This is a genomic window from Methylobacterium radiodurans, from assembly GCF_003173735.1.
In the GTDB taxonomy this organism is placed as follows: domain Bacteria; phylum Pseudomonadota; class Alphaproteobacteria; order Rhizobiales; family Beijerinckiaceae; genus Methylobacterium; species Methylobacterium radiodurans.
Genome location: NZ_CP029551.1, coordinates 5,314,040 through 5,334,470 on the forward strand (window position 1 = coordinate 5,314,040; position 20,431 = coordinate 5,334,470).

The following is a 20,431-nucleotide window of genomic DNA, read 5'->3' on the forward strand; positions in this document are numbered from 1 at the left end:
CCGTGCAACGTCTCGTCCCGCCGCGTGTTCCCGAACGTCAGCGGTGCTGGCCGGGCGCGTCGGGAGACCTCTGGAACGTGCGCAGGAGTGTGAGGAACCTGTTGATCGGCTTGGCCGTGCTCGCCGCCGCGGGTGGCGGGTGGTACGCGGCCGGCCGGCCCGTGCCGGCCCCCGTAGCAGGCCTTCTCGGCACGGGCGATCGGCCGGCCGCCGAGCGGAAGGACGACAAGCCGCTCGGCGTGAGCATGGCCGAGGCGGTCTCGGACAGCGTGCCGATCGCCTTCACGTATACGGGGACCTTCGTCTCGCCGAAGGACGCGCTGCTCCAGGCGCGCGTGACCGGCGTGGTCACGGAGCGGCCCTTCGAGCCGGGCTCGCACGTCAAGAAGGGCGACGTGCTGTTCCGGATCGACAAGCGGCCCTTCGAGGTGGCGCTGCAGACGGCGAAGGCGCAGCAGGAGCAGGCCAAGGCCCAGCTCGAATTCGCGCAGGCCGAGGTCGCACGCACCAACGAGCTCGCCAGCAAGGGCTACGCGAGCGAGCAGCGCGCCCAGCAGCAGCAGTCGCAGCTCGAGACCGCCGCCGCGGGCCTGCAGCAGGCCGAGGCGGCCATCGCCCGCCAGGAACTGAACATCGCCTACGCGGTGGTCGAGGCGCCGTTCGAGGGACGGGCGAGCCTGAGCAACGTGAACGTGGGCGACCTCGTCAACGAGAACCAGACCGAACTCGTCTCGGTGGTGCAGCTCGATCCGATCGACCTGCAGATGGCCCTGTCGTCGGAGGACGTGGAGGCCGTGCGCCAGGGCCTCAAGGAGGGAACGGTCACCGTCGGCGTGCTCGACGGGCGCGGCACGAAGGTCGCGGACGCCAGGATCTACCAGCTCGACAACCGCTTCGACCCGCGCACGGCCCGGCGCCTCGTGCGGGCGAGCGTGGCGAACGCGGACGAGCGCTTCGTCCCGGGCCAGTTCATGCGCGGCCGCATCCAGGTCGGCACACAGTCCCGGATCCTCGTTCCCACGGTCGCGCTCTCGGCCAAGCTCGCGCAGCGGATCGTCTACGTCGTCGGCAAGAACGGGCGCGTGGAGCAGCGGCCGGTGGAGACCGGGCAGGCCTATGGCGAGCGGACCGAGATCCTGAAGGGGCTGGAGGCCGGAGAGCGGGTGGTCACGGATCACATCCAACGGATGCGCGACGGTCTTCGGGTGGAGGAGCGGCGAGCGGTCGCCGGAAACGAGGCGTCGACCGGGATCAAGGGTCGGCCGGTCCAGTGATATCGGCCGGCCCGCGCCGATCCTCGGCGTCCAAGCGGCCCCGTTCGATCAGGCGGCCCGCACGGTCTCGATGTCCAGCGTCGGCCCCTGCGGCGTCATCCGGGCGCGCGCGACGATGCGGTCCTGCGGGCCCAGCTCGCCGAGCGCCACGTCGCGGTCGGGCAGCACCACGGTGGTGCTCCGGTTGACGTGGACCAGCACGGTGCGGCCCTTCGGGATCGAGGCGGCGGCCCAGCGCTTGAGCTGGCCGTAATAGGGCTCCCGCCGCCACGCGTTGGCCTGTCCGGGATCGACCTGCACGTTCATGTTGCGGGTCACCGGATCGAGGCCCAGCACCATCTTGGCGCGGTCCGGCTTCCATTCGGGGCCTAGCCAGCTCTCCGTCATCCAGAGGCAGTGGAAGTTGCGGCAATGGTCCGGCCGGGTCGCGTGGATGCCGCAGCCCCGGCCCGCCAGCGTGTGCCGGCACCATTGCCCGGCGACGCTCTCGACCGCCGGCACGTCGTAGACCTTGCAGCACAGGGTGCAGGCGCCGCAGGCGCGGCCGGGCGCCGGGGCGGCGACGATCTGGGCCGGGTCGAGCATTCTCGCAATCCATGCGCCGGGCCGCGATCCGCCCGGGTCTGTGCGGGGTTACTGACCCCGCATCGGGCCGGTAGTGTGGCGACGACACGGCCCCTCAGAAAATGCCCGGGACGGACCGCCATGCTGTCGAACCTCGCGACCCGCGACGTCGAGACCCTGATCCACCCCTACACCAATCTCGACGCGCACCGCGCGAACGGCCCCCTCGTGCTGGAGCGCGGCGCGGGCGTCCACGTCTACGACACGGAGGGGCGCCCCTATATCGAGGGCATGTCCGGGCTCTGGTGCACGGCGCTCGGCTTCTCGAACCCCGAACTCGTCGAGGCTGCGGCGGCGCAGATGAGCCGCCTGCCCTTCTCGCACCTGTTCTCCGGCCGCAGCCACGACCCGGCGATCGAGCTCGCCGAGGTGCTGAAGGAGCTGATGCCGGTCCCGACCTCGAAAGTGTTCTTCACCTCCTCGGGCTCGGAGGCGAACGACACCCAGGTCAAGCTGGCGTGGTACTACAACAACGCGCTCGGACGGCCGCGCAAGAAGAAGATCATCGGCCGGCAGAGGGGCTATCACGGCGTCACGGTGGCCACCGCCTCGCTGACCGGGCTTCCGGCCAACCACGCCGACTGGGACCTGCCGCTGCCGGGCTTCCTCCACACGGCCTGCCCCCACCATTACCGCTTCGCCGAGCCCGGTGAGAGCGAGGAGGCGTTCTCGGCGCGTCTCGCGGACGAGCTGGAAGCCCTGATCCTGCGCGAGGATCCCGACACGGTGGCGGCCTTCATCGCCGAGCCGGTGATGGGCGCGGGCGGCGCCATCGTTCCGCCGCGGGGCTACTTCCCGGCGATCCAGGCCGTTCTTGCCCGCTACGACGTGCGCCTCATCGCCGACGAGGTGATCTGCGGCTTTGGCCGGCTCGGCACGTGGTTCGGCTCCGAGGCACTCGGCATGTCCCCGCACACGCTCTCCTTCGCCAAGGCCGTGACCTCGGGCTACGTGCCCCTCGGCGGGATCAGCGTGGACGAGCCGCTCTACGCGGCGATGGTCGACCAGAGCGCCAAGCTCGGCACCTTCGGGCACGGCACGACCTATTCGGGACACCCGGTCGCCTGCGCGGTGGCCCTCAAGGCGATCGAGATCTACCGGCGCGACCGGGTCGTGGAGGGCGCGGCCGAGAAGGCGCCGCACTTCCAGGCACGCCTCGCGCGTCTGGCGGAGCATGACATCGTGGGCGAGGCCCGGGGCATCGGCCTGATCGGCGGGCTGGAGATCGTCGCGGACAAGCGCAGCCGTGCACAGTACCACCCGAAGGCGGGCGTGGCCGCGCGCTGCGTCGCCTTCGCGCAGGGCGAGGGGCTGATCGTGCGCTTCCTGGCCGGTGATCGCGTCGCGGTCTGCCCGCCGCTGATCATCACGCCGGACGAGATCGACGACCTGTTCGACCGGCTGACGCGGGCCCTCGACCGCACCCGCGACTGGATCCGCGCGGAGGGCCTCGCCGCCGCGGCGTGAGGGCTGACTGAGTCCTCGGCGCCACGCCCCGTCGCCGGAGGTAGTGCCGAAAGTCAGTATCGCGCCGGACCGAAAGAGCCTTAAGCAAGCGTTCAGCTCGACTGGCCTTGTATCGGGACCGTCCGCCAGACCCGGCGGACGCCCCGAGGAAGCCCCGAGACCGCCGGATCCGGCGGCGACGGGCGAGGCGGCCGGGCACCGGCCCCATCGCACAGGAACCCCTCCCATGTACGCCCCCAGCGAGACCCAGGTCAGCGCCTCCGAGAGCGAGCGTCGCCAGATGGACCAGGGCGAGTCGCTCTACGGTTTCCGCCCCCTCGCGCTGCCGGCGCTCGCCGCCGCCGCCGGCCGGCCCAAGAAGCAGGAGTCCCGCCCCGCCGTGCCCGCGACCGGGCGCCAGGGCATCCTCAGCCTCGTACACGAGGATGAGCCGCTCGCCTGAGCGAGCCGAAGCCGCCCGCCTGGCCCAGGCCGGGCGGGCCGCTCGGTACGCCGCCCAAGGCGGACCAATTCGGCCACACTGCGCGCGCATCCTGCGCGCGTCCGGGTCCATCGAGGCCGTTCCCTGAGCCGCGATGAGCCGCCGATGCTGATCCTCCCCACCCGGCGCCAGGTTCTGACCGGGCTCGGCTACGCCTCGGCCCTCGGGCTCACCGGGACGGCGGCCTACGGCGTGGGCGTCGAGGCGATGAACGGCCTCGTCGTCACGCGCTACGCCCCGGCGCTGCCCGGCTGGACGCCGGGCCTGCGCCTCAAGGTGGCGGTTCTGGCGGATTTCCACGTCTGCGAGCCGTTCATGCCGCTGGATCGTGTGGCCGAGATCGTGGACGCAACCAACGCGCTGAAGCCCGACCTCGTGCTGCTGCTCGGCGACTACCCGGCCTCCGGACGCATCGCGTGGCGCAAGGTCCCGCTCGACGCCTTCGCCCGCACGGTGGAGCGCCTGCGCGCGCCGCTCGGCATCCACGCGATTCTCGGCAACCACGATTGGTGGGACGACCACGAGGCGCAGATGCGCCGCGCCGGGCCGCCGGAGGCGCAGCGGGCGCTCGAGGCCCGCGGCATCCCGGTGCTGGAGAACGACGCCGTGCGCCTCGTGCACGAGGGCCGGCCGTTCTGGCTCGCCGGGCTCGGCGACCAGCAGGCCTTCGTCAACCGGGCTGGGAACGTCGTGGCGTGGCGCGACGATCTCCCGGCGACGCTCGCCCGCATCACCGACGACGCGCCCGCGATCCTGATGGCGCACGAGCCCGACATCTTCTCCGAGGTGCCGGAGCGCTTCGCGCTCACCCTCTCGGGGCACACCCATGGCGGGCAGATCCGCCTGCTCGGGGTCTCGCCCGCGATCCGGCGCGTCGAGGGTCTCGATCTCTCCTACGGCCACGTCGTGTCGAAGGGGCGGCACATCATCGTCTCGGGCGGCTTCGGCGTGAGCCGCGTCCCGGTGCGGATCGGCGTGCCGCCGGAGATCGTCTGGCTCGATCTCGGCCGGGAGGCGGCTCCGGCTACGCAGGCGTCGGCGAACGGCTGACCCGGCGCTCGCCCTCCCGGGCTGGCGCGCTATCTCCCGGTACATGCGCGCGATCACCTTCGGTCTTGTCCTGCTGGTTGCCGGTCCGGCCTCCGCCGACGAGTGCGGCGACCTGATCGGGCGCGTCGCCGCGGAGACCGGGGCAAAGCTGGACGACCGCAGCCGCGACTACGCCCGCTTCACGGCCGATGCCGAGACGAGCCTGACGCTCTCCTGCGCGGCGCCCCACCCCTCTTCAGTCGGAGCGCAGTACCGCGGCGCGAACCCACCTGAGGCCTACTATACGTTGTTCGGGCAGGCGGGCCACGCGGTCACGGGCGTCGCGGCCGGGACCGTCGCGGCGGCCGCGCACCGGGCCCGCGAGGCCGCGAGCCGCCTGCGCCATAGCAACGTCGAGGCCGGGGGCGCCACGATCACCTGCTCGGTGACGCGCAAGGACACCGGAGATCTCACCCTATGCGCCGTCATCGAGACCAGCGATCGCAGCTGATCGGCGGACTGCTGGTCCTCCTCGCCCTCGCGACGCCGGCCGCGGCTCAAGACGGGACGGTCAACGACTGGGCGACCTTCCGGGCGCGGCTCGCCGGCTGCTGGCAGGCGCCGCCCGGCAGCGAGGGCTCGCTCATCGCCTTCCGGTTCGGCCTCGACAAGACGGGCGCGATGCGCGGCAAGCCGCTGGTCACCGCCCGCCAGCTCACCGGGGACAAGGAGACGCGGCGGCTCTACGAGGAGGCCGCCGCCAGGGCGCTCGAAACCTGCCTGCCAGTCCCGGTCAGCCCGAGCTTCGGCGCGATCCTCGGCGAGAGCCCGATCCGCCTGCGCTTCGTCAACACCAAGCCGACGGCGGCCTACCAGCTGAACTCCAACATCACGATCTTCGCGCCGGAGTGAGCGGCTCCGGCGCAGCATCCCTCAGAGCGGGATGTTGTCGTGCTTCTTCCAGGGCTGCTCCATCTCCTTGGTGCGCAGCATGCTGAGCGCCCGGGCGACGCGCTTGCGGGTCGAGTGCGGCATGATCACCTCGTCGATGTAGCCGCGCTCGGCCGCCACGAAGGGCGAGAGGAAGCGGTCCTCGTACTCCTTCGTCCGCTCGGCGATCTTGGCGTCGTCGCCGATCTCGGCCCGGAAGATGATCTCGACCGCGCCCTTGGCGCCCATCACGGCGATCTGGGCGGTAGGCCAGGCGTAGTTCACGTCGGCGCCGACATGCTTCGAGGCCATGACGTCGTAGGCGCCGCCGAAGGCTTTTCGCGTGATCACCGTCACCAGCGGCACCGTCGCCTGGGAGTAGGCAAAGAGCAGCTTGGCGCCGTGCTTGATCAGGCCGCCGTATTCCTGCGCCGTGCCCGGCAGGAAGCCCGGCACGTCCACGAAGGTGACGATCGGGATCGAGAAGGCGTCGCAGTAGCGCACGAAGCGCGCCGCCTTGCGCGAGGCGTCCGAGTCGAGCACGCCCGCCAGCACCAGCGGCTGGTTCGCCACGAAGCCGACCGTGCGGCCCTCGATGCGGCCGAACCCCGTGATGATGTTGCGGGCATACGCCGCCTGGATCTCGAAGAAGTCGCCCTCGTCCACCACGCGCCGGATCAGCTCGCCCATGTCGTAGGGCTTGTTCGGGTTGTCGGGGATCAGCGTGTCGAGGGATTTGTCGAGACGCAACGGGTCGTCGAAGCTCTCGATCTCCGGCACGCCGTCGATGTTGTTGGCGGGCAGGAAGTCGAGCAGCCGGCGGATCTGCAGGATCGCCTCGACGTCGTTCTCGAAGGCGCCGTCGGCGATCGAGGACTTCGCGGTGTGTACCTTGGCGCCGCCGAGTTCCTCCGCGGTGACGACCTCGTTCGTCACGGTCTTCACCACGTCGGGGCCGGTCACGAACATGTAGCTCGTGTCGCGCACCATGAAGATGAAGTCGGTCATGGCCGGCGAGTAGACGTCGCCGCCTGCGCACGGCCCCATGATGACGGAGATCTGCGGGATCACGCCGGACGCCGCGACGTTGCGGCGGAAGACCTCGCCGTAGCCGCCGAGCGCCGCCACGCCCTCCTGAATGCGCGCGCCGCCGGCGTCGAAGATGCCGATGATCGGGGCGCGCATCTTCAGCGCCATGTCCTGCACCTTCACGATCTTGGCGGCGTGCGTCTCGGAGAGCGAGCCGCCGAACACCGTGAAGTCCTTCGAGAACAGGAAGACCGTGCGGCCGTTCACCGTGCCCCAGCCGGTGATGACGCCGTCGCCGGGGATCTTCTGGTTCTCCATGCCGAAATCGGTGGAGCGGTGCTGCACGAACATGTCGAACTCCTCGAACGACCCGTGGTCGAGCAGGAGTTCGATGCGCTCGCGCGCCGTCAGCTTGCCGCGCTTGTGCTGCGCCTCCACGCGCTTCTCGCCGCCACCGAGGCGGGCCTGGGCGCGCCGCTGCTCGAGCGTCTCGAGAATGTCCTTCATGGGTGCGCCTCGGGGCTGGTGCTGGCGTGACCGGCTTCGATCCGCCTGCCCCTCTCGTGGCGAGCTTGGCGGTCGGCCGTAGCTGCCCTTAGCACAGAGAATTTCCGGGCGGAAACCGGCCTTTTAGACGGAAGATCAATCGGCGAGCGCGGCCACGACCGCCGCGGCATCGAACTCGGTGCGGCGCTTGGCGAGGCGCTCCTCGGCCTCCGCGTCAGCCCCCCAGACGGCGGCCTGGTAGGTCTCGTCCACATGGGCCGCCGCCCAGGCTTCCTCGGGCGTCAGCCGCCCGTGCAGCACCGCGAGCGCGATCAGGAGAGAGCCGGTGAGCGTCGTCAGCGTGTGGAGCGCGGCCAGCCGGTAGGGATTGTCGATCACGAGCACCGCTTTGCGCAGAGCCGCGACGCTCGCCTCCGGCTGCGTCACGTGCATCACGCCCTCGCTCAGGATCAGGCGGGCACCGAAGGTGTCGCGGGCCCAGTCGAGCACCGGGTCCCAGGCACGGGCCTGATCGGCCACGAGGCGCTCCGGCGCGTCCGCCCTGTAGGCAACGAGATCCGTGCCCGCATAAGCCGCCAGATCCTCTGCCACGGCCTCCAGGCGTGGCGCGACCCCATCGAGGGTGGTGTTGACCAGCCGCGTCACCGGCATGGTGGCAGGATCGATGAATTCGGCCTGCGCCCCCCATTCCGCCGCCAGGATCGCGGCGAGGTCGCGGTTCGGCCCGGCGAGCGGGTTGCGGCCCGGCGTGTTGGCCGGGCGCCCATCGAGGGTGAGGCGATAGCCATGCTCTCCCTCCGAGAAGGCCGCCTCCTTGTAGAAGCGCTTCGGCAGGGTGGGCTTGGTCTGGGCACGGGCCGCCCGCATCGGGTCGGGGCGGCCGGGCTCGTCGCTGAGCCAGTCGGAGGTCACGTCGTCGCTCATGCGGGGGAGATAGGCGATCGGCGCGCCGTGCGCGAGATCTCCGGTCGCGCGGCCTCAGACGAAGTAGGTCAGCGTCGCGGCGACCGTGGTGACGGCGGTCGCGGCGGCGATCGTCGTCGGGTTGAGAAGAAGCGAGCGGCGTACCGCCTCGACAGGGGTCTCGGGCCAGCCGAAGGCTTCGCCGGCGGCCCGCTCGGCGCGCTGGAGGCTGGCGCGACGCGTGTCGGCGTCGGTCTTCGTCATGGCGTCCGGCTCCCGATCTGTGCTCCTGACGTCCGCCCGGCGCGGATACGGCGAAGCTTTGCCAGAGAAAACGCGCACAGCCCGCTCCGGGTTCCGGTCGGCCGCGTCATCGCAGTGCCATGTCGGCGCTATAGCGGGCCTGTGCGACGATCCGGAGACAGTATCCGATGACGAACCTCAACCGCTCGCAGGCCGCCGAGGCCGCCGAGGATGCGGGCTCGAACGCGAGCCCGAACCCGACGCTCGGCGAAGTGGTGGCCACCCGCTTCCACCGGCGCGACCTGCTGCGTGGGGCCCTCGCGGTCGGGGCGATCAGCGCCGTGGTCGCGCCGCGCGCGCTGGCGGCGGCGCAGGGCGCCCCCCGCGAAGCCGCCTCGCCGTTCCCCTTCGCCGAGTTGCCGGCCGGCTCCGACGAGCGTCACCACGTCGCGGCGGGTCACGATGCCGAGATCCTGATCCGCTGGGGCGATCCCGTGCTGCCCGGCGCGCCCGCCTTCGACCCGCGCAACCAGACGCCGGAGGCGCAAGCCCGACAGTTCGGCTACAACAACGACTTCATCGGCTATTTCCCGCTGCCGGGCGCCGCCGACCCGGCGGCCCACGGCCTGCTCGTGGTCAACCACGAGTACACCAACGAGGAGCTGATGTTTCCCGGCCTCGGCCGGCAGGACGGCAAGGCGGCCTTCGCCGGCATGTCTCAGGACCTCGTCGACATCGAGATGGCGGCCCACGGCGGCTCGGTAATCGAGGTGAAGCGGGTGGACGGCCGCTGGCAGGTGGTGCCGGATTCCCGGTACGCCCGCCGCATCACCGCGACGACCCCGATGACGCTCACCGGCCCCGCCTCCGGCTCGGACCGCCTGCGCACCAAGGCCGACCCCGAGGGCCGGCAGGTGCTCGGCATGATCAACAACTGCGCGGGTGGCACCACGCCCTGGGGCACGTGGCTCACCTGCGAGGAGAACATCAACTACTATTTCGGCGGAAAGCTCGCCGCGGATTCGCCGGAGGCGCGCAATCACAAGCGCCTCGGCATGCCCGGCAACCTCTACGCCTGGGGCAAGTACCACGAGCGCTTCGATCTCGGGGCCGAGCCGAACGAGCCGAACCGCTTCGGCTGGGTGGTTGAGATCGACCCCTTCGACCCGGCCTCGGTGCCGAAGAAGCGCACCGCCATGGGCCGGTTCAAGCACGAGGGCGCGGCCGGTATCCTGGCGGCCGACGGGCGCTACGTCGTGTTCCAGGGCGACGACGAGCGCTTCGACTACGTCTACCGCTTCGTCACGGAGGCGAAGGTCGATCTGCAGGATAGGAGCGCCAACCGGGACATCCTCGACCGCGGCACGCTCTTCGTCGCCCGCTTCGACGCGGACGGGCGCGGCGCGTGGCTGCCGCTCGTCCACGGCCAGGGCCCGCTGACCCCCGAGAACGGCTTTCGCGATCAGGCAGACGTGCTGGTCGAGACGCGGCGCGCCGCCGACCTCCTCGGTGCCACCAAGATGGACCGGCCGGAGGATGTCGAGGCCAATCCGAAGACCGGCAAGGTCTACGTGATGCTGACCAACAATTCGAAGCGCAAGGCCGATCAGGTCGATGCCGCCAACCCGCGGCCCGACAACCGCTTCGGCCACATCGTGGAGCTTAGCCCGGACGGACGGGACTACGCCGCGCCGGGTTTTGCCTGGGAGGTGCTGGTCCGCTGCGGCGATCCGGCGATCGCGGCGGTCGGCGCCACCTTCTCGTCGGCGACGACAAGGGACGGCTGGTTCGGCATGCCGGACAATTGCTCGGTCGACGGCCAGGGCCGGCTCTGGGTCGCCACCGACGGCAATTCGGCTGGCCGCACGGGCCGCACCGACGGCATCTGGGCGATGGAGACGGAGGGGCCGGGGCGCGGCACGGGCAAGCACTTCTTCCAGGTGCCGACCGGCGCCGAGATGTGCGGGCCCTACTTCACGCCGGACGACACCACCTTCTTCGTGGCCGTCCAGCACCCCGGCGAGGCCGACGAGGAGGACCCGAAGGCCGAGCCCGCCACCTTCGAGCGGCCCGCGACCCGCTGGCCGGACTTCGACCCGAACCTGCCGCCGCGTCCAGCCGTCGTGGCGATCACCCGGCGCGGTGGCGGTCGCGTCGGCACCTGACGCCCTCGCGCCCCCGCCCCGCCGCGATCAGGCCTTCTTAACCAACCCCATCCCATGTCATGGGGTGACGTGCACCGCGCGGATCGGGATCCGATTCCGCCTCCCGCGGTGCGATGGCCCCTTTCTGTTTCCGGTTTGTTCCGGTACAGTCAGAGGATGAAGGCGAATGCTGCACGTTCTCCCACCGCGGCCGGTGCCGCCAAACCTGCATCGCGGAGCCGTCGCGTGAGCGATACCGCGCGCGATCTCTTCGCCGGGGGCAAGCCCCCGCTGCTGGGCCCGGCCGAGCGGCGCAAGCTCGAGGGCTCGGCCGCCGTGCCGCCGCTCGCCGCCGTGCAGGCGACCGAGGGCGGCTACGACGCCTCGGCCATCGAGGTGCTGGAGGGGCTGGAGCCGGTCCGTCGCCGGCCCGGCATGTATATCGGCGGCACCGACGAGCGGGCGCTGCACCACCTCTTCGCCGAGGTCATCGACAACTCGATGGACGAGGCGGTGGCGGGCCACGCCAGCTTCATCGAGGTGGAGCTGGAGGAGAGCGGGGCGCTCGTCGTCACCGACAACGGCCGCGGCATCCCGGTCGACCCGCACCCGAAATTCCCGGGCAAGTCCGCGCTCGAGGTCATCATGACCACGCTGCACGCGGGCGGCAAGTTCGACTCGAAGGTCTACGAAACCTCCGGCGGCCTGCACGGCGTCGGCATCTCGGTGGTGAACGCGCTCTCAGACCTCCTCGAGGTCGAGGTCGCCCGCAACCAGACCCTGTACCGCCAGAGCTTCTCGCGTGGCCTCCCCGTGAGTGCCCTGGAGCCGGTCGGCCGGGTGCAGAACCGGCGCGGCACGCGGGTGCGCTTTCACCCGGACGCGCAGATCTTCGGCTCGCTGAAGTTCGATCCGCGCCGCCTGTTCAAGATGGCGCGCTCCAAGGCCTACCTGTTCGGCGGCGTCGAGATCCGCTGGCGCTGTGCCCCCGCCCTGCTGGAGGGGCTGGCGGACGTGCCTCCGGAAGCCGTGCACCGCTTCCCCGGCGGCCTGCGGGATTACCTGGCCCGCGACATCGACGGCAAGGAGCTCGTCACCGACGCGATCTTCTCGGGCAAGGTGACGAAGCCGGGCTCCCACGGCTCGCTCGAATGGGCGGTGGCCTGGACGGTCGCGGACGACGGCGTCTCGCACTCCTACTGCAACACGATCCCGACGCCAGAGGGCGGCACGCACGAGTCGGGCCTGCGCGTCGCCCTGCTCCGGGGCCTGCGCGAGCACGCCGAGCGCGTGAACCAGGCCAAGCGCATGACGGCCGTGACCACCGACGACGTCATGGCGACCTGCGCCTCCATGCTCTCGGTCTTCATCCGCGAGCCGGAGTTCCAGGGCCAGACCAAGGACAAGCTTGCCACCGTGGAGGCCTCGCGCATCGTCGAGACGGCGATCCGCGACGCCTTCGACCACTGGCTCGCCGGCTCGCCGGCCCAGGCCAACAAGCTCCTCGATTGGGTGATCGACCGCGCCGAGGAGCGCCTGCGCCGACGCCAGGAGAAGGAGGTTGCGCGCAAGTCCGCCACCCGCAAGCTGCGCCTGCCCGGCAAGCTCGCCGACTGCTCGGCCGCGGGCACCGCGGGCTCGGAGATCTTCATCGTCGAGGGCGACTCGGCCGGCGGCTCGGCCAAGCAGGCGCGCGACAGGGCCACCCAGGCGATCCTGCCCTTGCGCGGCAAGATCCTGAACGTGGCATCCGCCAGTCGGGACAAGCTCGGCGCCAACCAGCTGATCTCGGACCTGACGCTGGCTCTGGGCTGCGGCACGGGCGCCAACTTCCGCGAGGCGGACCTGCGCTACGACAAGGTGATCATCATGACGGACGCCGACGTGGACGGCGCCCACATCGCCTCGCTCCTGATCACCTTCTTCTACCGGCAGATGCCCCGGCTCATCGACCGCGGGCACCTCTACCTCGCGATCCCGCCGCTCTACCGGCTGCAGCAGGGCACCAAGATCGCCTACGCGCGCGACGACGCGCACAAGGAGCAGTTGATCAAGACCCAGTTCAAGAATGGCAAGGTCGAGATCGGGCGCTTCAAGGGGCTCGGCGAGATGATGCCCGGGCAGCTGAAGGAGACCACCATGGACCCGAAGAAGCGCACGCTGCTCAGGGTCGCGGTGCTCGACGAGGCGCGGGAATCCACCGGCGACACGGTGGACCGGCTGATGGGAAACAAGCCCGAGGCCCGCTTCGCCTTCATCACCGAGCGGGCCGCCTTCGCGGAAGGCGCCGATCTCGACATCTGACGCCCAGTCGTCACGTCCCGCAGCGACGAAGCCCGGCCGAGAGGCCGGGCTTTGCTTTTTGGGCCGCCCCAACCCCTGTCCGAACCGCATGTGGACCGGCGGGGGACCGCAGTTGCCGCGAAGGACCGTGAGCGACTGCACCCGAAAATGCAGAAAGCCCGGCCGGAAGGCCGGGCTTTCGCGGTGAGCGGTCCGGGTCGCTGACGCGACCCGGATCGGTCTTAGTACGAGCCGAACTTGTAGTTCAGGCCGGCGCGGACGACGGCGAACTCGGTGTCGCGGCGGTTGTTGGTGACGCCCGAGACCAGGGCGACGCCGGGCGAGGCGACGGTGACGAGGCCGCCGGCCGGCGTGGTGGCGAAGGCGCCGATGTTGCGGTTGCCCTGGTCGAGGTTCACGTAGAGACCTTCCACCTTCAGCGTCACGGCCGAGGAGCGGAAGAAGTTCAGGAACGAGTCGGTGGGCAGGGCGTACTCGATGCCGCCGCCGACCGCGTAGCCGGTCTGGAACTCGTCGCGCGAGGAGTTCGGCAGGCCGAAGTCGCGGCCGCCGCCCGAGCCGTAGGCGAAGCCGCCCGTGGCGTACACGAGGGTGCGGTCGAAGGCGTAGCCGAGGCGGCCGCGCACGGTGCCGAAGTAGTCGAGGGTCGACAGGCCGTTCGGGTTGAACACGCCGACACCCGGCAGCAGGCCGGCGCCGGCCAGGGCGAAGCGGTTCCGCTCACGGCCGAAATCGACGTACTGCGCGTCGGCCTCGATGCCGAACACCACGCCCGAGCCGGGGGTCAGCTGCCAGTTGTAGCCGATCTGGCCGCCGCCGACGAAGCCGTCGGTGTTGGAGCGGTTGTTGCTGAAGCCGAGGGCGGCCGAGGTGCCGGGGGCGACCAGGCCGCTGGCGCCGTTGACGAGCACCACGGTGGGGGCCTGACGATCGTTGCCCGTGCCGAAGCCGTAGCCCGCGTTGAAACCGGCGTAGAAGCCCGTCCAGGTGAAGACCGGAACCGGCGTGAACACCGGCGGCGGCGCAGCACGACGCGGAAGGTCGGCGGCAGACGCGGCAGCGGTCAGGCCGGCGAGCACGGTCGAAGCGAGGAGAAGCTTTTTCATTGGGTCCTGGGTCCTGTGTGGCAAAGCCGGGCCGCTTGTAGGTCCTTGTGGCCGAGGGGTCTGTCGCTTTCCTGCAACAAGCTCGGCCAGATAAAACCCAAGCTCTCAACGAAAGGTGAAGTTTACGCTGGCAGCCGCGAGGCGCGGGAACCGATGTGCTCCGGCGCACGTCGATCATTTAGCAGAGGGGAAGCTGATTACTCGACGATCACAAGCCGGCTCGATTGCGGCGGAAAGGCGGCAAAGCCTTGCGGGGGCACTTACGGCCGCCTTCACATTTGGCATAATAACCGGAGGGCGGATTTTTACTTCCGGCCCGAAACCGCCGCCACGAGCTCCGAAGCATTCTGGGCCGCGACCGGCAGAACCGACAGGCCCGTCGGACGAGACCGGCCTCGCATCGAATTCGCTACGGAAAACAGGACGATCCCGCGGGCGCGAGATTGACAAGCCGCAGCAACGGCCTAAGTGTCCGGCACACTCGCGTGCAAGGTGGGTTCCAGACCAGGTTCCCAACGAGTCAGCTACCGCGCGCCACCGTCCGGCCCGCTTCGACCCTGCAGCCGTTGCCGCGACCGACCCCTCCGCGCCGGCTGGTCCGATCCCGCGCGCAACGGTTCACTTATCTGATGCCCTTCTCCGACCTCGGATTGAGCGACAAGGTCCTGCAGGCCGTCTCGGCCGCCGGCTACACCGAGCCGACCCCGATCCAGGCCCAAGCCATCCCGCACGTGCTGGCGCGTCGCGACGTGCTCGGCATCGCCCAGACCGGCACCGGCAAGACCGCGGCCTTCACGCTGCCGATGCTGACCCTGCTGGAGACTGGCCGCGCCCGTGCCCGGATGCCCCGCACGCTGATCCTCGAACCGACCCGCGAGCTCGCCGCGCAGGTCGAGGAGAATTTCGAGCGCTACGGCACCAATCACAAGCTCAACGTGGCTTTGATCATCGGCGGCGTCTCCTTCGCCGACCAGGACGCCAAGCTGACGCGCGGCACCGACGTGCTGATCGCCACCCCGGGCCGGCTGCTCGACCATTTCGAGCGCGGCAAGCTTCTTCTCACCGGCGTCGAACTCCTCGTCATCGACGAGGCCGACCGCATGCTCGACATGGGCTTCATCCCGGACATCGAGCGCATCGTGAAGATGGTGCCCTTCACGCGCCAGACGCTGTTCTTCTCCGCGACCATGCCGCCGGAGATCGAGCGCTTGGCCGACATGTTCCTGCACAACCCGCAACGCGTCGAGGTGGCGCGCCCGGCCTCGACCGCCGAGACCATCGTGCAGCGCCTCGTCGCCACTGGCTCGGAAGGCCATGCCAAGCGGGATCGTCTGCGCCGCCTGATCCGCGGTGCGGAGGAACTCCAGAACGGCATCATCTTCTGCAACCGCAAGCGCGACGTGGCGCTGCTGCAGAAATCCCTGGTCAAGCACGGCTTCGGCGCCGCAGCCCTTCACGGCGACATGGACCAGCGCGCCCGCATGGCCGCGCTCGATGCGTTCCGGGCCGGCGAGACCCCACTCCTCGTCGCCTCCGACGTCGCGGCCCGCGGCCTCGACATCCCGGCCGTGAGCCACGTCTTCAACTTCGACGTGCCGCATCATCCCGAGGATTACGTTCACCGGATCGGACGCACCGGCCGAGCCGGCCGGGCCGGCGCCGCCTTCACGCTGGTGGGCCGCGGCGACGACCGCTCGCTTCAGGCGATCGAGGCATTGATCGGCAAGCCGATCCCCTGGCTCGACGGCGATCTCTCTTCCGTCAACGAGGATGAGGGCGAGGAGACCCGCACGCGCCATCGCGGCTCTCGCTCCGGTTCGGAGCGGCGCAGGAGCGGCAAGAGCGCGGAGCCACACGCGGAAGGACGTGGAGGCCGCCGAGCCGCAGCACCACAGCGCGAGCGCGCGGCGCCCGCTCCGAGCGTCGCCGAACCGGCGCCTCGCGCCGCCGCGCCGGCGCGCACCCGCGACGAGCGCCGCCCGCCCCGCCGTCAGGACGTCGAGAGCGATACGCCGGTGGGACTCGGCTCCCATGTCCCGGCGTTTCTGCTGCGGCCGGCCCAGATCAAACGGCAATCCTGACGCCTCTGAGCCGAAGGACTGCTGAGGGGCCGGGCTTCGACTGCCTTTCCGGCAGGAGCCTTGTAACCACCACGGGGATGTAGCTGGATGTGCAGGCCTCGTACTGTCGGGTTCTAGACAGGCGTCGTTCGAGACCGGGTTCGCTTTAACACTCCATCCATCGATGGCCCCTTAGTATGTGCCTTGGCTGACAGCTGCCGGTGCGGCGCGAGCCCGGGCAGCGACAGGACTAGGATGAGCCAGGGGCGCCACGCGGATCGCGACTACAGCTTCACCCTCGCGCAGAGGGTGCAAGACCTGATGCGCGATTACGGGCCTTCGGCCACCCCCCGCGCCTACGCGGTCTGGTACAGCTACGTCGCGGGTGAGCACCCCCTGATGAACGACGCGGTCAAACGGCTGATCGCTCAGAAGCAGGCCCTCACGGAAACCGACACGGACGCCCTGTTCGAGCAGCACCTCGCGGGCGGGCGCGTTGCTCAAATGGCCGGCGAGACCAGTGCGACCATGCTCAGCGAGATCGCCGGCGTGATGGAGATGCTCGACCTCTCGGTCGGCTCGGCCGCCGCCTACAACGCCTCGCTGTCGAGTCTCAGCCAGGATCTGACGCAGGGCGCGATCACCCGGGAGCGGGTGCGCGAGATCGTCGGCACCATGGTCGCCAAGACCCGGGAGATCGCGACCAGCAATCGCGTCCTCGAGGCGCGGATGCGCGAGAGCCGCGCCGAGATCGAGATGCTGCGCGAGAAGCTGGAGGCGACCCGGCTGGAGAGCCTGACCGATCCGCTCACGGGCCTGTCGAACCGCAAGCATTTCGAGGAGATGCTGCGGACATCCGTCGAGGCCGCTGCCCAGACCGGCGGGGCGATGAGCCTCGTCGTCCTCGACATCGACTTCTTCAAGCGCTTCAACGACCTCTACGGCCATCTCACGGGCGATCAAGTCCTGCGTCTCGTCGCGATCGTGATGCGCGAGTCGGCGGGGGCGAAGGCCACGCTCTCCCGCTTCGGTGGCGAGGAGTTCGGCATCGTGTTGCCGGGCCTGGAGCGTGCGGAGGCGCGGGTGATCGCCGAGGCGGTCCGCCAGAGCGTGATGGGCCGTGACCTCGTGAAGCGCTCGACCGGCGAGTCGTTGGGCCGCGTCTCCGTCTCGGTCGGCGTTGCCGTCCACAAGGCCGGCGACACGCCTGTCTCGCTGCTGGAGCGAGCCGACCTTTGCATGTTCGCGGCCAAGCGCGCGGGCCGCAACCGCACCATCGACGATTCAGTCGGCGCGGACGTCCTCCAGAACGTGGCCTGAGCGCCTCAGGCCGGCGCGCCAAGGCGCTCCGGGCTCGCGGGCGTGATCGCGACAGACTCGCCGCAGCCGCAAGCCGAGGTCTGGTTCGGGTTGTTGAACACGAACTGCGAGGCGAGCTTCGTCGTCTGGAAATCCATCTCGGTGCCGAGCAGGAACAACACCGCCTTGGGGTCGATGAAGACGCTCACACCCTTGTCCTCGACCACGTCCTCGCCGGGATTGCGCGCCTCGGCATACTCCATCGTGTAGGACATGCCGGCGCAGCCGCCGTTCTTCACGCCGACCCGCAGGCCCGCAATGGGCCGGTCGGCATCCGCCATGATGGACTTGATCCGCGTCGCCGCCGCGTCGGTCAGCGACATCACCTTGAAACCTGACATCGTTCTCGCTCTCCTGCCTCCGGGTTCAAGGCCCGGGCGGGTGCGTGTTCGGGTACGCCCCAGAGATAAGCATCGCGCGCGCTCCGGTCCACCGCATCGCGGCCACGGGTCGGGCCTTGCGTGTCAGGATCCACCCCGAGGAGGATGCGACGGCCGACCCCGCGATGCGGCGCATGACGCCGGAGGAGTTCTTTCGGTGGCAGCTCGGGGCAGGACGGGCTGTCCGAACTCATGGACGGCGTGCCCGTGCCGCACGTGAAGATGATGACCGGCGCCGGCGCGCCGCACGACCGGGTCACCGTCAACATCATCGCCACATTGCACGCGCAGCTCCGTGGCAGCGGTTGCCGGCCGACTACGGACGACATCGCGCTCCGCACCGGCATCGCGACCCTGCGGCGTCCGGACGTCACGGTTGAGTGCACCGACCTTGTCCGCGACACCCACGAGAGGCGGTCGCTGCGCCTCGTCGTTGAGGTGCTCTCGCTCTCGACGAGCAGCATCGACCGCTTCCGCAAGCTCGACGAATATCGGCGCCATCCGACGCCTCGCTGCATCCTCCTCGTGGAGCCGCGCTTCCCGAGCGCCGTCCTGTACCGCCGTCGCGACGACGCCTGGGCGGCCGAGATCTACGAAACGATCAGCGACGTCATCGATCTGCCAGAGAACGGCGCGCGGCTCGCCCTCGCCGACATCTATGAGGACGTCGAATTCGAGCCCACGCGCCGGCCGGATTGAGCCTCGGCTCTACCACATGTCCAGGGCGACGCGGGCCTCGTCGGACATGCGGCTCTGGTCCCACGGCGGATCGAACACCATCGTGACGGTGCAGGACTGCACGCCCGGTACCGCGGAGACGGCGTTCTCGACCCAGCCCGGCATCTCGCCGGCCACGGGGCAGCCCGGGGCGGTCAGCGTCATGTCGATGGCCACTGCCCGGTCGTCGCCGATATCGACGCGGTAGATCAGGCCGAGCTCGTAGATGTCGGCCGGGATCTCGGGATCGTAGACGCTCTTCAGGGCGGTCACAATCTCGTCTGTCAGCCGGTCGAGCTCGGCCGGCGGGATCGCCGAGGCGCCCTCGACCTTGGGGGCGTTGGCGCCGCCGGTGATCGTCGCATCGCTACTCATCGAAACCTCCTCCGGCCGCGCCGCGGGCGCGGGCCGACTCGAGAAAAATCAGGTGAACAGCATCTCGGCCTTCGCGAGCGCCTCCGCAAGCGCGTCGATCTCGGCCGTCGTGTTGTAGAGGCCGAACGAGGCGCGGCAGGTCGAGGTCACGCCGAAGCGGTCGAGGAGCGGCATGGCACAGTGGGTGCCCGCCCGCACCGCCACGCCTTGCCGGTCGATCACGGTGGCAATGTCGTGGGCGTGCGCCCCCTTTACCTCGAAGGCGATGACGCCGCCCTTGGCCCTGGCCGTGCCGATCAGCCGGACGGAGTTCATGGCGCCGAGCCGCTCCTGCGCGTATGCGGTGAGCTTGGCCTCGTGCGCCGCGATGTTCTCGCGCCCGAGGGCCATCATGTATTCCAGCGCGGCACCCAGGCCCACCGCCTCGACGATGGCCGGCGTGCCGGCCTCGAAGCGGTGCGGCGGGTCGTTGTAGGTGATCGTGTCCTGCGAGACGGTGCGGATCATCTCGCCGCCACCCTGATAGGGCGGCAGGCGGTCGAGCCATTCCTTCTTGCCGTAGAGCACGCCGATCCCGGTCGGGCCGTAGACCTTGTGGCCGGTGAAAACGAAGAAGTCGCAGTCGAGGGCGCGCACGTCGACCGGCTGGTGCACTGCGCTCTGCGCACCGTCGAGCAGGACCGGCACGCCGTGCGCGTGGGCGATCCGCACGATCTCGGCGGCGGGCGTGATCGTGCCCAGCACGTTCGACATGTGGGTGATCGCCACCATCTTGGTGCGGGGCGTGAACAGCTTCTCGTATTCCTCGACCAGGAAGTTGCCCTGGTCGTCCACCGGCACCCACTTGATCACCGCCCCGCGGCGCTCGCGCAGGAAGTGCCAGGGCACGATGTTGGAGTGGTGCTCCATGATCGAGAGGATGATCTCGTCCCCATCCCCGATCAGCCCGGCCCATCCCATCGAGGAGGCTACGAGGTTGTAGGCCTCGGTGGCGTTGCGGGTGAAGATGATCTCGTCGGTGGAGGCCGCGTTCAGGAACTGGCGCGTCGTCTCGCGGGCGCCCTCGAAGCCCTCGGTCGCGGCGTTGGCCATGTAGTGCAGGCCGCGATGGACGTTGGCGTAGCCGGTCTCCATGCAGGCCACCATCGCGTCGATGACCTGCCGCGGCTTCTGGGCCGAGGCCGCGTTGTCGAGGTAGACGAGCGGCTTGCCGTAGACCTGCTGGGCGAGGATCGGGAAATCCTTGCGGATCGCCGCGACGTCGTAGCCTTGGGTGAGGACGGGTGCGTTCATCGAATCACGCTCGCGAATCTCCCTCCCGCTTTCGGGAGGATGCCCCTGCGTCGGCAGGGTTCGGGTGAGGGGAGCGGTGTAGGTCGGTGCCCGGCATCGAGCGAGCCTCAGCCTGAAGCGGTGTCCCCTCTCTGCGGGACTTCGTCCCGCCCGCCTCACCTCGTTCGGCCCCCTCCCCCAGATCGGGCCCGCCCAGTCCCGGGGCC

General features: G+C 70.0%; 19 protein-coding genes. 11 read left to right on the forward strand and 8 right to left on the reverse strand.

Going from position 1 to position 20,431, the window contains the following annotated elements; translation table 11 throughout:
* Positions 1–77: 77 nt before the first annotated feature.
* Positions 78–1,274 carry an efflux RND transporter periplasmic adaptor subunit gene (locus DK427_RS24930; RefSeq protein ID WP_109953728.1) on the forward strand — a complete coding sequence of 399 codons (1,197 nt, stop codon included), beginning with the start codon at positions 78–80 and terminating at the stop codon, positions 1,272–1,274.
* Between the two features lie 48 nt (positions 1,275–1,322).
* Here DK427_RS24930 and DK427_RS24935 read toward each other — a convergent pair whose 3' ends face one another.
* Positions 1,323–1,859 (reverse strand): hypothetical protein, encoded by a 537-nt coding sequence (locus DK427_RS24935; RefSeq protein ID WP_109953729.1) that lies wholly within the window; start codon positions 1,857–1,859, stop codon positions 1,323–1,325.
* Between the two features lie 120 nt (positions 1,860–1,979).
* Between DK427_RS24935 and DK427_RS24940 the strand changes: the two genes are divergently transcribed.
* The 5 genes from DK427_RS24940 to DK427_RS27290 all read left to right on the forward strand — a co-directional run bounded on the left by DK427_RS24940 (position 1,980) and on the right by DK427_RS27290 (position 5,787).
* Entirely contained in the window at positions 1,980–3,365 is a 1,386-nt protein-coding gene (locus DK427_RS24940; RefSeq protein WP_109953730.1) for an aminotransferase, read from the forward strand.
* A gap of 226 nt (positions 3,366–3,591) precedes the next feature.
* Positions 3,592–3,807 (forward strand): hypothetical protein, encoded by a 216-nt coding sequence (locus tag DK427_RS24945; protein WP_109953731.1) that lies wholly within the window; start codon positions 3,592–3,594, stop codon positions 3,805–3,807.
* 144 nt (positions 3,808–3,951) lie between these two features.
* Positions 3,952–4,896, forward strand: coding sequence for a metallophosphoesterase (locus tag DK427_RS24950; protein WP_109953732.1), 945 nt, complete (start codon positions 3,952–3,954; stop codon positions 4,894–4,896).
* A 43-nt stretch (positions 4,897–4,939) separates the two neighbouring features.
* Positions 4,940–5,386: an ABC transporter ATPase gene (locus tag DK427_RS24955; protein ID WP_109953733.1), complete on the forward strand. Its 447-nt coding sequence runs from the start codon at positions 4,940–4,942 to the stop codon at positions 5,384–5,386.
* Entirely contained in the window at positions 5,353–5,787 is a 435-nt protein-coding gene (locus tag DK427_RS27290; protein ID WP_109953734.1) for a hypothetical protein, read from the forward strand. The genes DK427_RS24955 and DK427_RS27290 overlap by 34 nt, the downstream gene beginning before the upstream one ends.
* Positions 5,788–5,808: 21 nt before the next feature.
* On the opposite strand, the gene DK427_RS24965 is transcribed toward DK427_RS27290, so the two are convergent.
* The 3 genes from DK427_RS24965 to DK427_RS24975 all read right to left on the reverse strand — a co-directional run bounded on the left by DK427_RS24965 (position 5,809) and on the right by DK427_RS24975 (position 8,508).
* Positions 5,809–7,341: an acyl-CoA carboxylase subunit beta gene (locus DK427_RS24965; protein ID WP_109953735.1), complete on the reverse strand. Its 1,533-nt coding sequence runs from the start codon at positions 7,339–7,341 to the stop codon at positions 5,809–5,811.
* 135 nt (positions 7,342–7,476) lie between these two features.
* A complete protein-coding gene (locus DK427_RS24970) occupies positions 7,477–8,265 on the reverse strand; it encodes an ATP12 family chaperone protein (RefSeq protein ID WP_109953736.1) in 789 nt (262 codons plus the stop codon).
* Positions 8,266–8,319: 54 nt separating this feature from the next.
* Positions 8,320–8,508, reverse strand: a complete 189-nt coding sequence (locus tag DK427_RS24975; protein WP_109953737.1) for a hypothetical protein — start codon at positions 8,506–8,508, stop codon at positions 8,320–8,322.
* Positions 8,509–8,675: 167 nt separating this feature from the next.
* On the opposite strand from DK427_RS24975, the gene DK427_RS24980 reads away from it, so the two are divergent.
* Together DK427_RS24980 and parE are read left to right on the forward strand one after the other, a co-directional pair.
* Positions 8,676–10,652 carry a PhoX family protein gene (locus DK427_RS24980; protein WP_109953738.1) on the forward strand — a complete coding sequence of 659 codons (1,977 nt, stop codon included), beginning with the start codon at positions 8,676–8,678 and terminating at the stop codon, positions 10,650–10,652.
* Positions 10,653–10,877: 225 nt separating this feature from the next.
* The gene (gene parE, locus DK427_RS24985; protein ID WP_109953739.1) at positions 10,878–12,935 is read left to right on the forward strand and encodes a DNA topoisomerase IV subunit B; all 2,058 of its coding nucleotides are present in this window, start codon (positions 10,878–10,880) and stop codon (positions 12,933–12,935) included.
* Between the two features lie 221 nt (positions 12,936–13,156).
* Here the strand turns inward: parE and DK427_RS24990 are convergent, their stop codons facing one another.
* On the reverse strand, positions 13,157–14,041 hold the full coding sequence (locus DK427_RS24990) for an outer membrane protein (protein ID WP_109953740.1): 885 nt from the start codon (positions 14,039–14,041) through the stop codon (positions 13,157–13,159).
* Between the two features lie 629 nt (positions 14,042–14,670).
* On the opposite strand from DK427_RS24990, the gene DK427_RS24995 reads away from it, so the two are divergent.
* Positions 14,671–16,122 (forward strand): DEAD/DEAH box helicase, encoded by a 1,452-nt coding sequence (locus DK427_RS24995; RefSeq protein ID WP_109953741.1) that lies wholly within the window; start codon positions 14,671–14,673, stop codon positions 16,120–16,122.
* Positions 16,123–16,356: 234 nt separating this feature from the next.
* A complete protein-coding gene (locus DK427_RS25000) occupies positions 16,357–17,421 on the forward strand; it encodes a GGDEF domain-containing protein (RefSeq protein WP_109953742.1) in 1,065 nt (354 codons plus the stop codon).
* Positions 17,422–17,426: 5 nt separating this feature from the next.
* Here the strand turns inward: DK427_RS25000 and sufA are convergent, their stop codons facing one another.
* A complete protein-coding gene (gene sufA, locus DK427_RS25005) occupies positions 17,427–17,801 on the reverse strand; it encodes a Fe-S cluster assembly scaffold SufA (protein ID WP_109953743.1) in 375 nt (124 codons plus the stop codon).
* A 231-nt stretch (positions 17,802–18,032) separates the two neighbouring features.
* On the opposite strand from sufA, the gene DK427_RS25010 reads away from it, so the two are divergent.
* Complete coding sequence (locus tag DK427_RS25010) at positions 18,033–18,539, forward strand: Uma2 family endonuclease (RefSeq protein WP_245930712.1); 507 nt, start codon at positions 18,033–18,035, stop codon at positions 18,537–18,539.
* Between the two features lie 9 nt (positions 18,540–18,548).
* Here DK427_RS25010 and DK427_RS25015 read toward each other — a convergent pair whose 3' ends face one another.
* Complete coding sequence (locus DK427_RS25015; protein ID WP_109953744.1) at positions 18,549–18,932, reverse strand: SUF system Fe-S cluster assembly protein; 384 nt, start codon at positions 18,930–18,932, stop codon at positions 18,549–18,551.
* Between the two features lie 48 nt (positions 18,933–18,980).
* Complete coding sequence (locus DK427_RS25020) at positions 18,981–20,225, reverse strand: cysteine desulfurase (protein WP_109953745.1); 1,245 nt, start codon at positions 20,223–20,225, stop codon at positions 18,981–18,983.
* Positions 20,226–20,431: the final 206 nt, after the last annotated feature.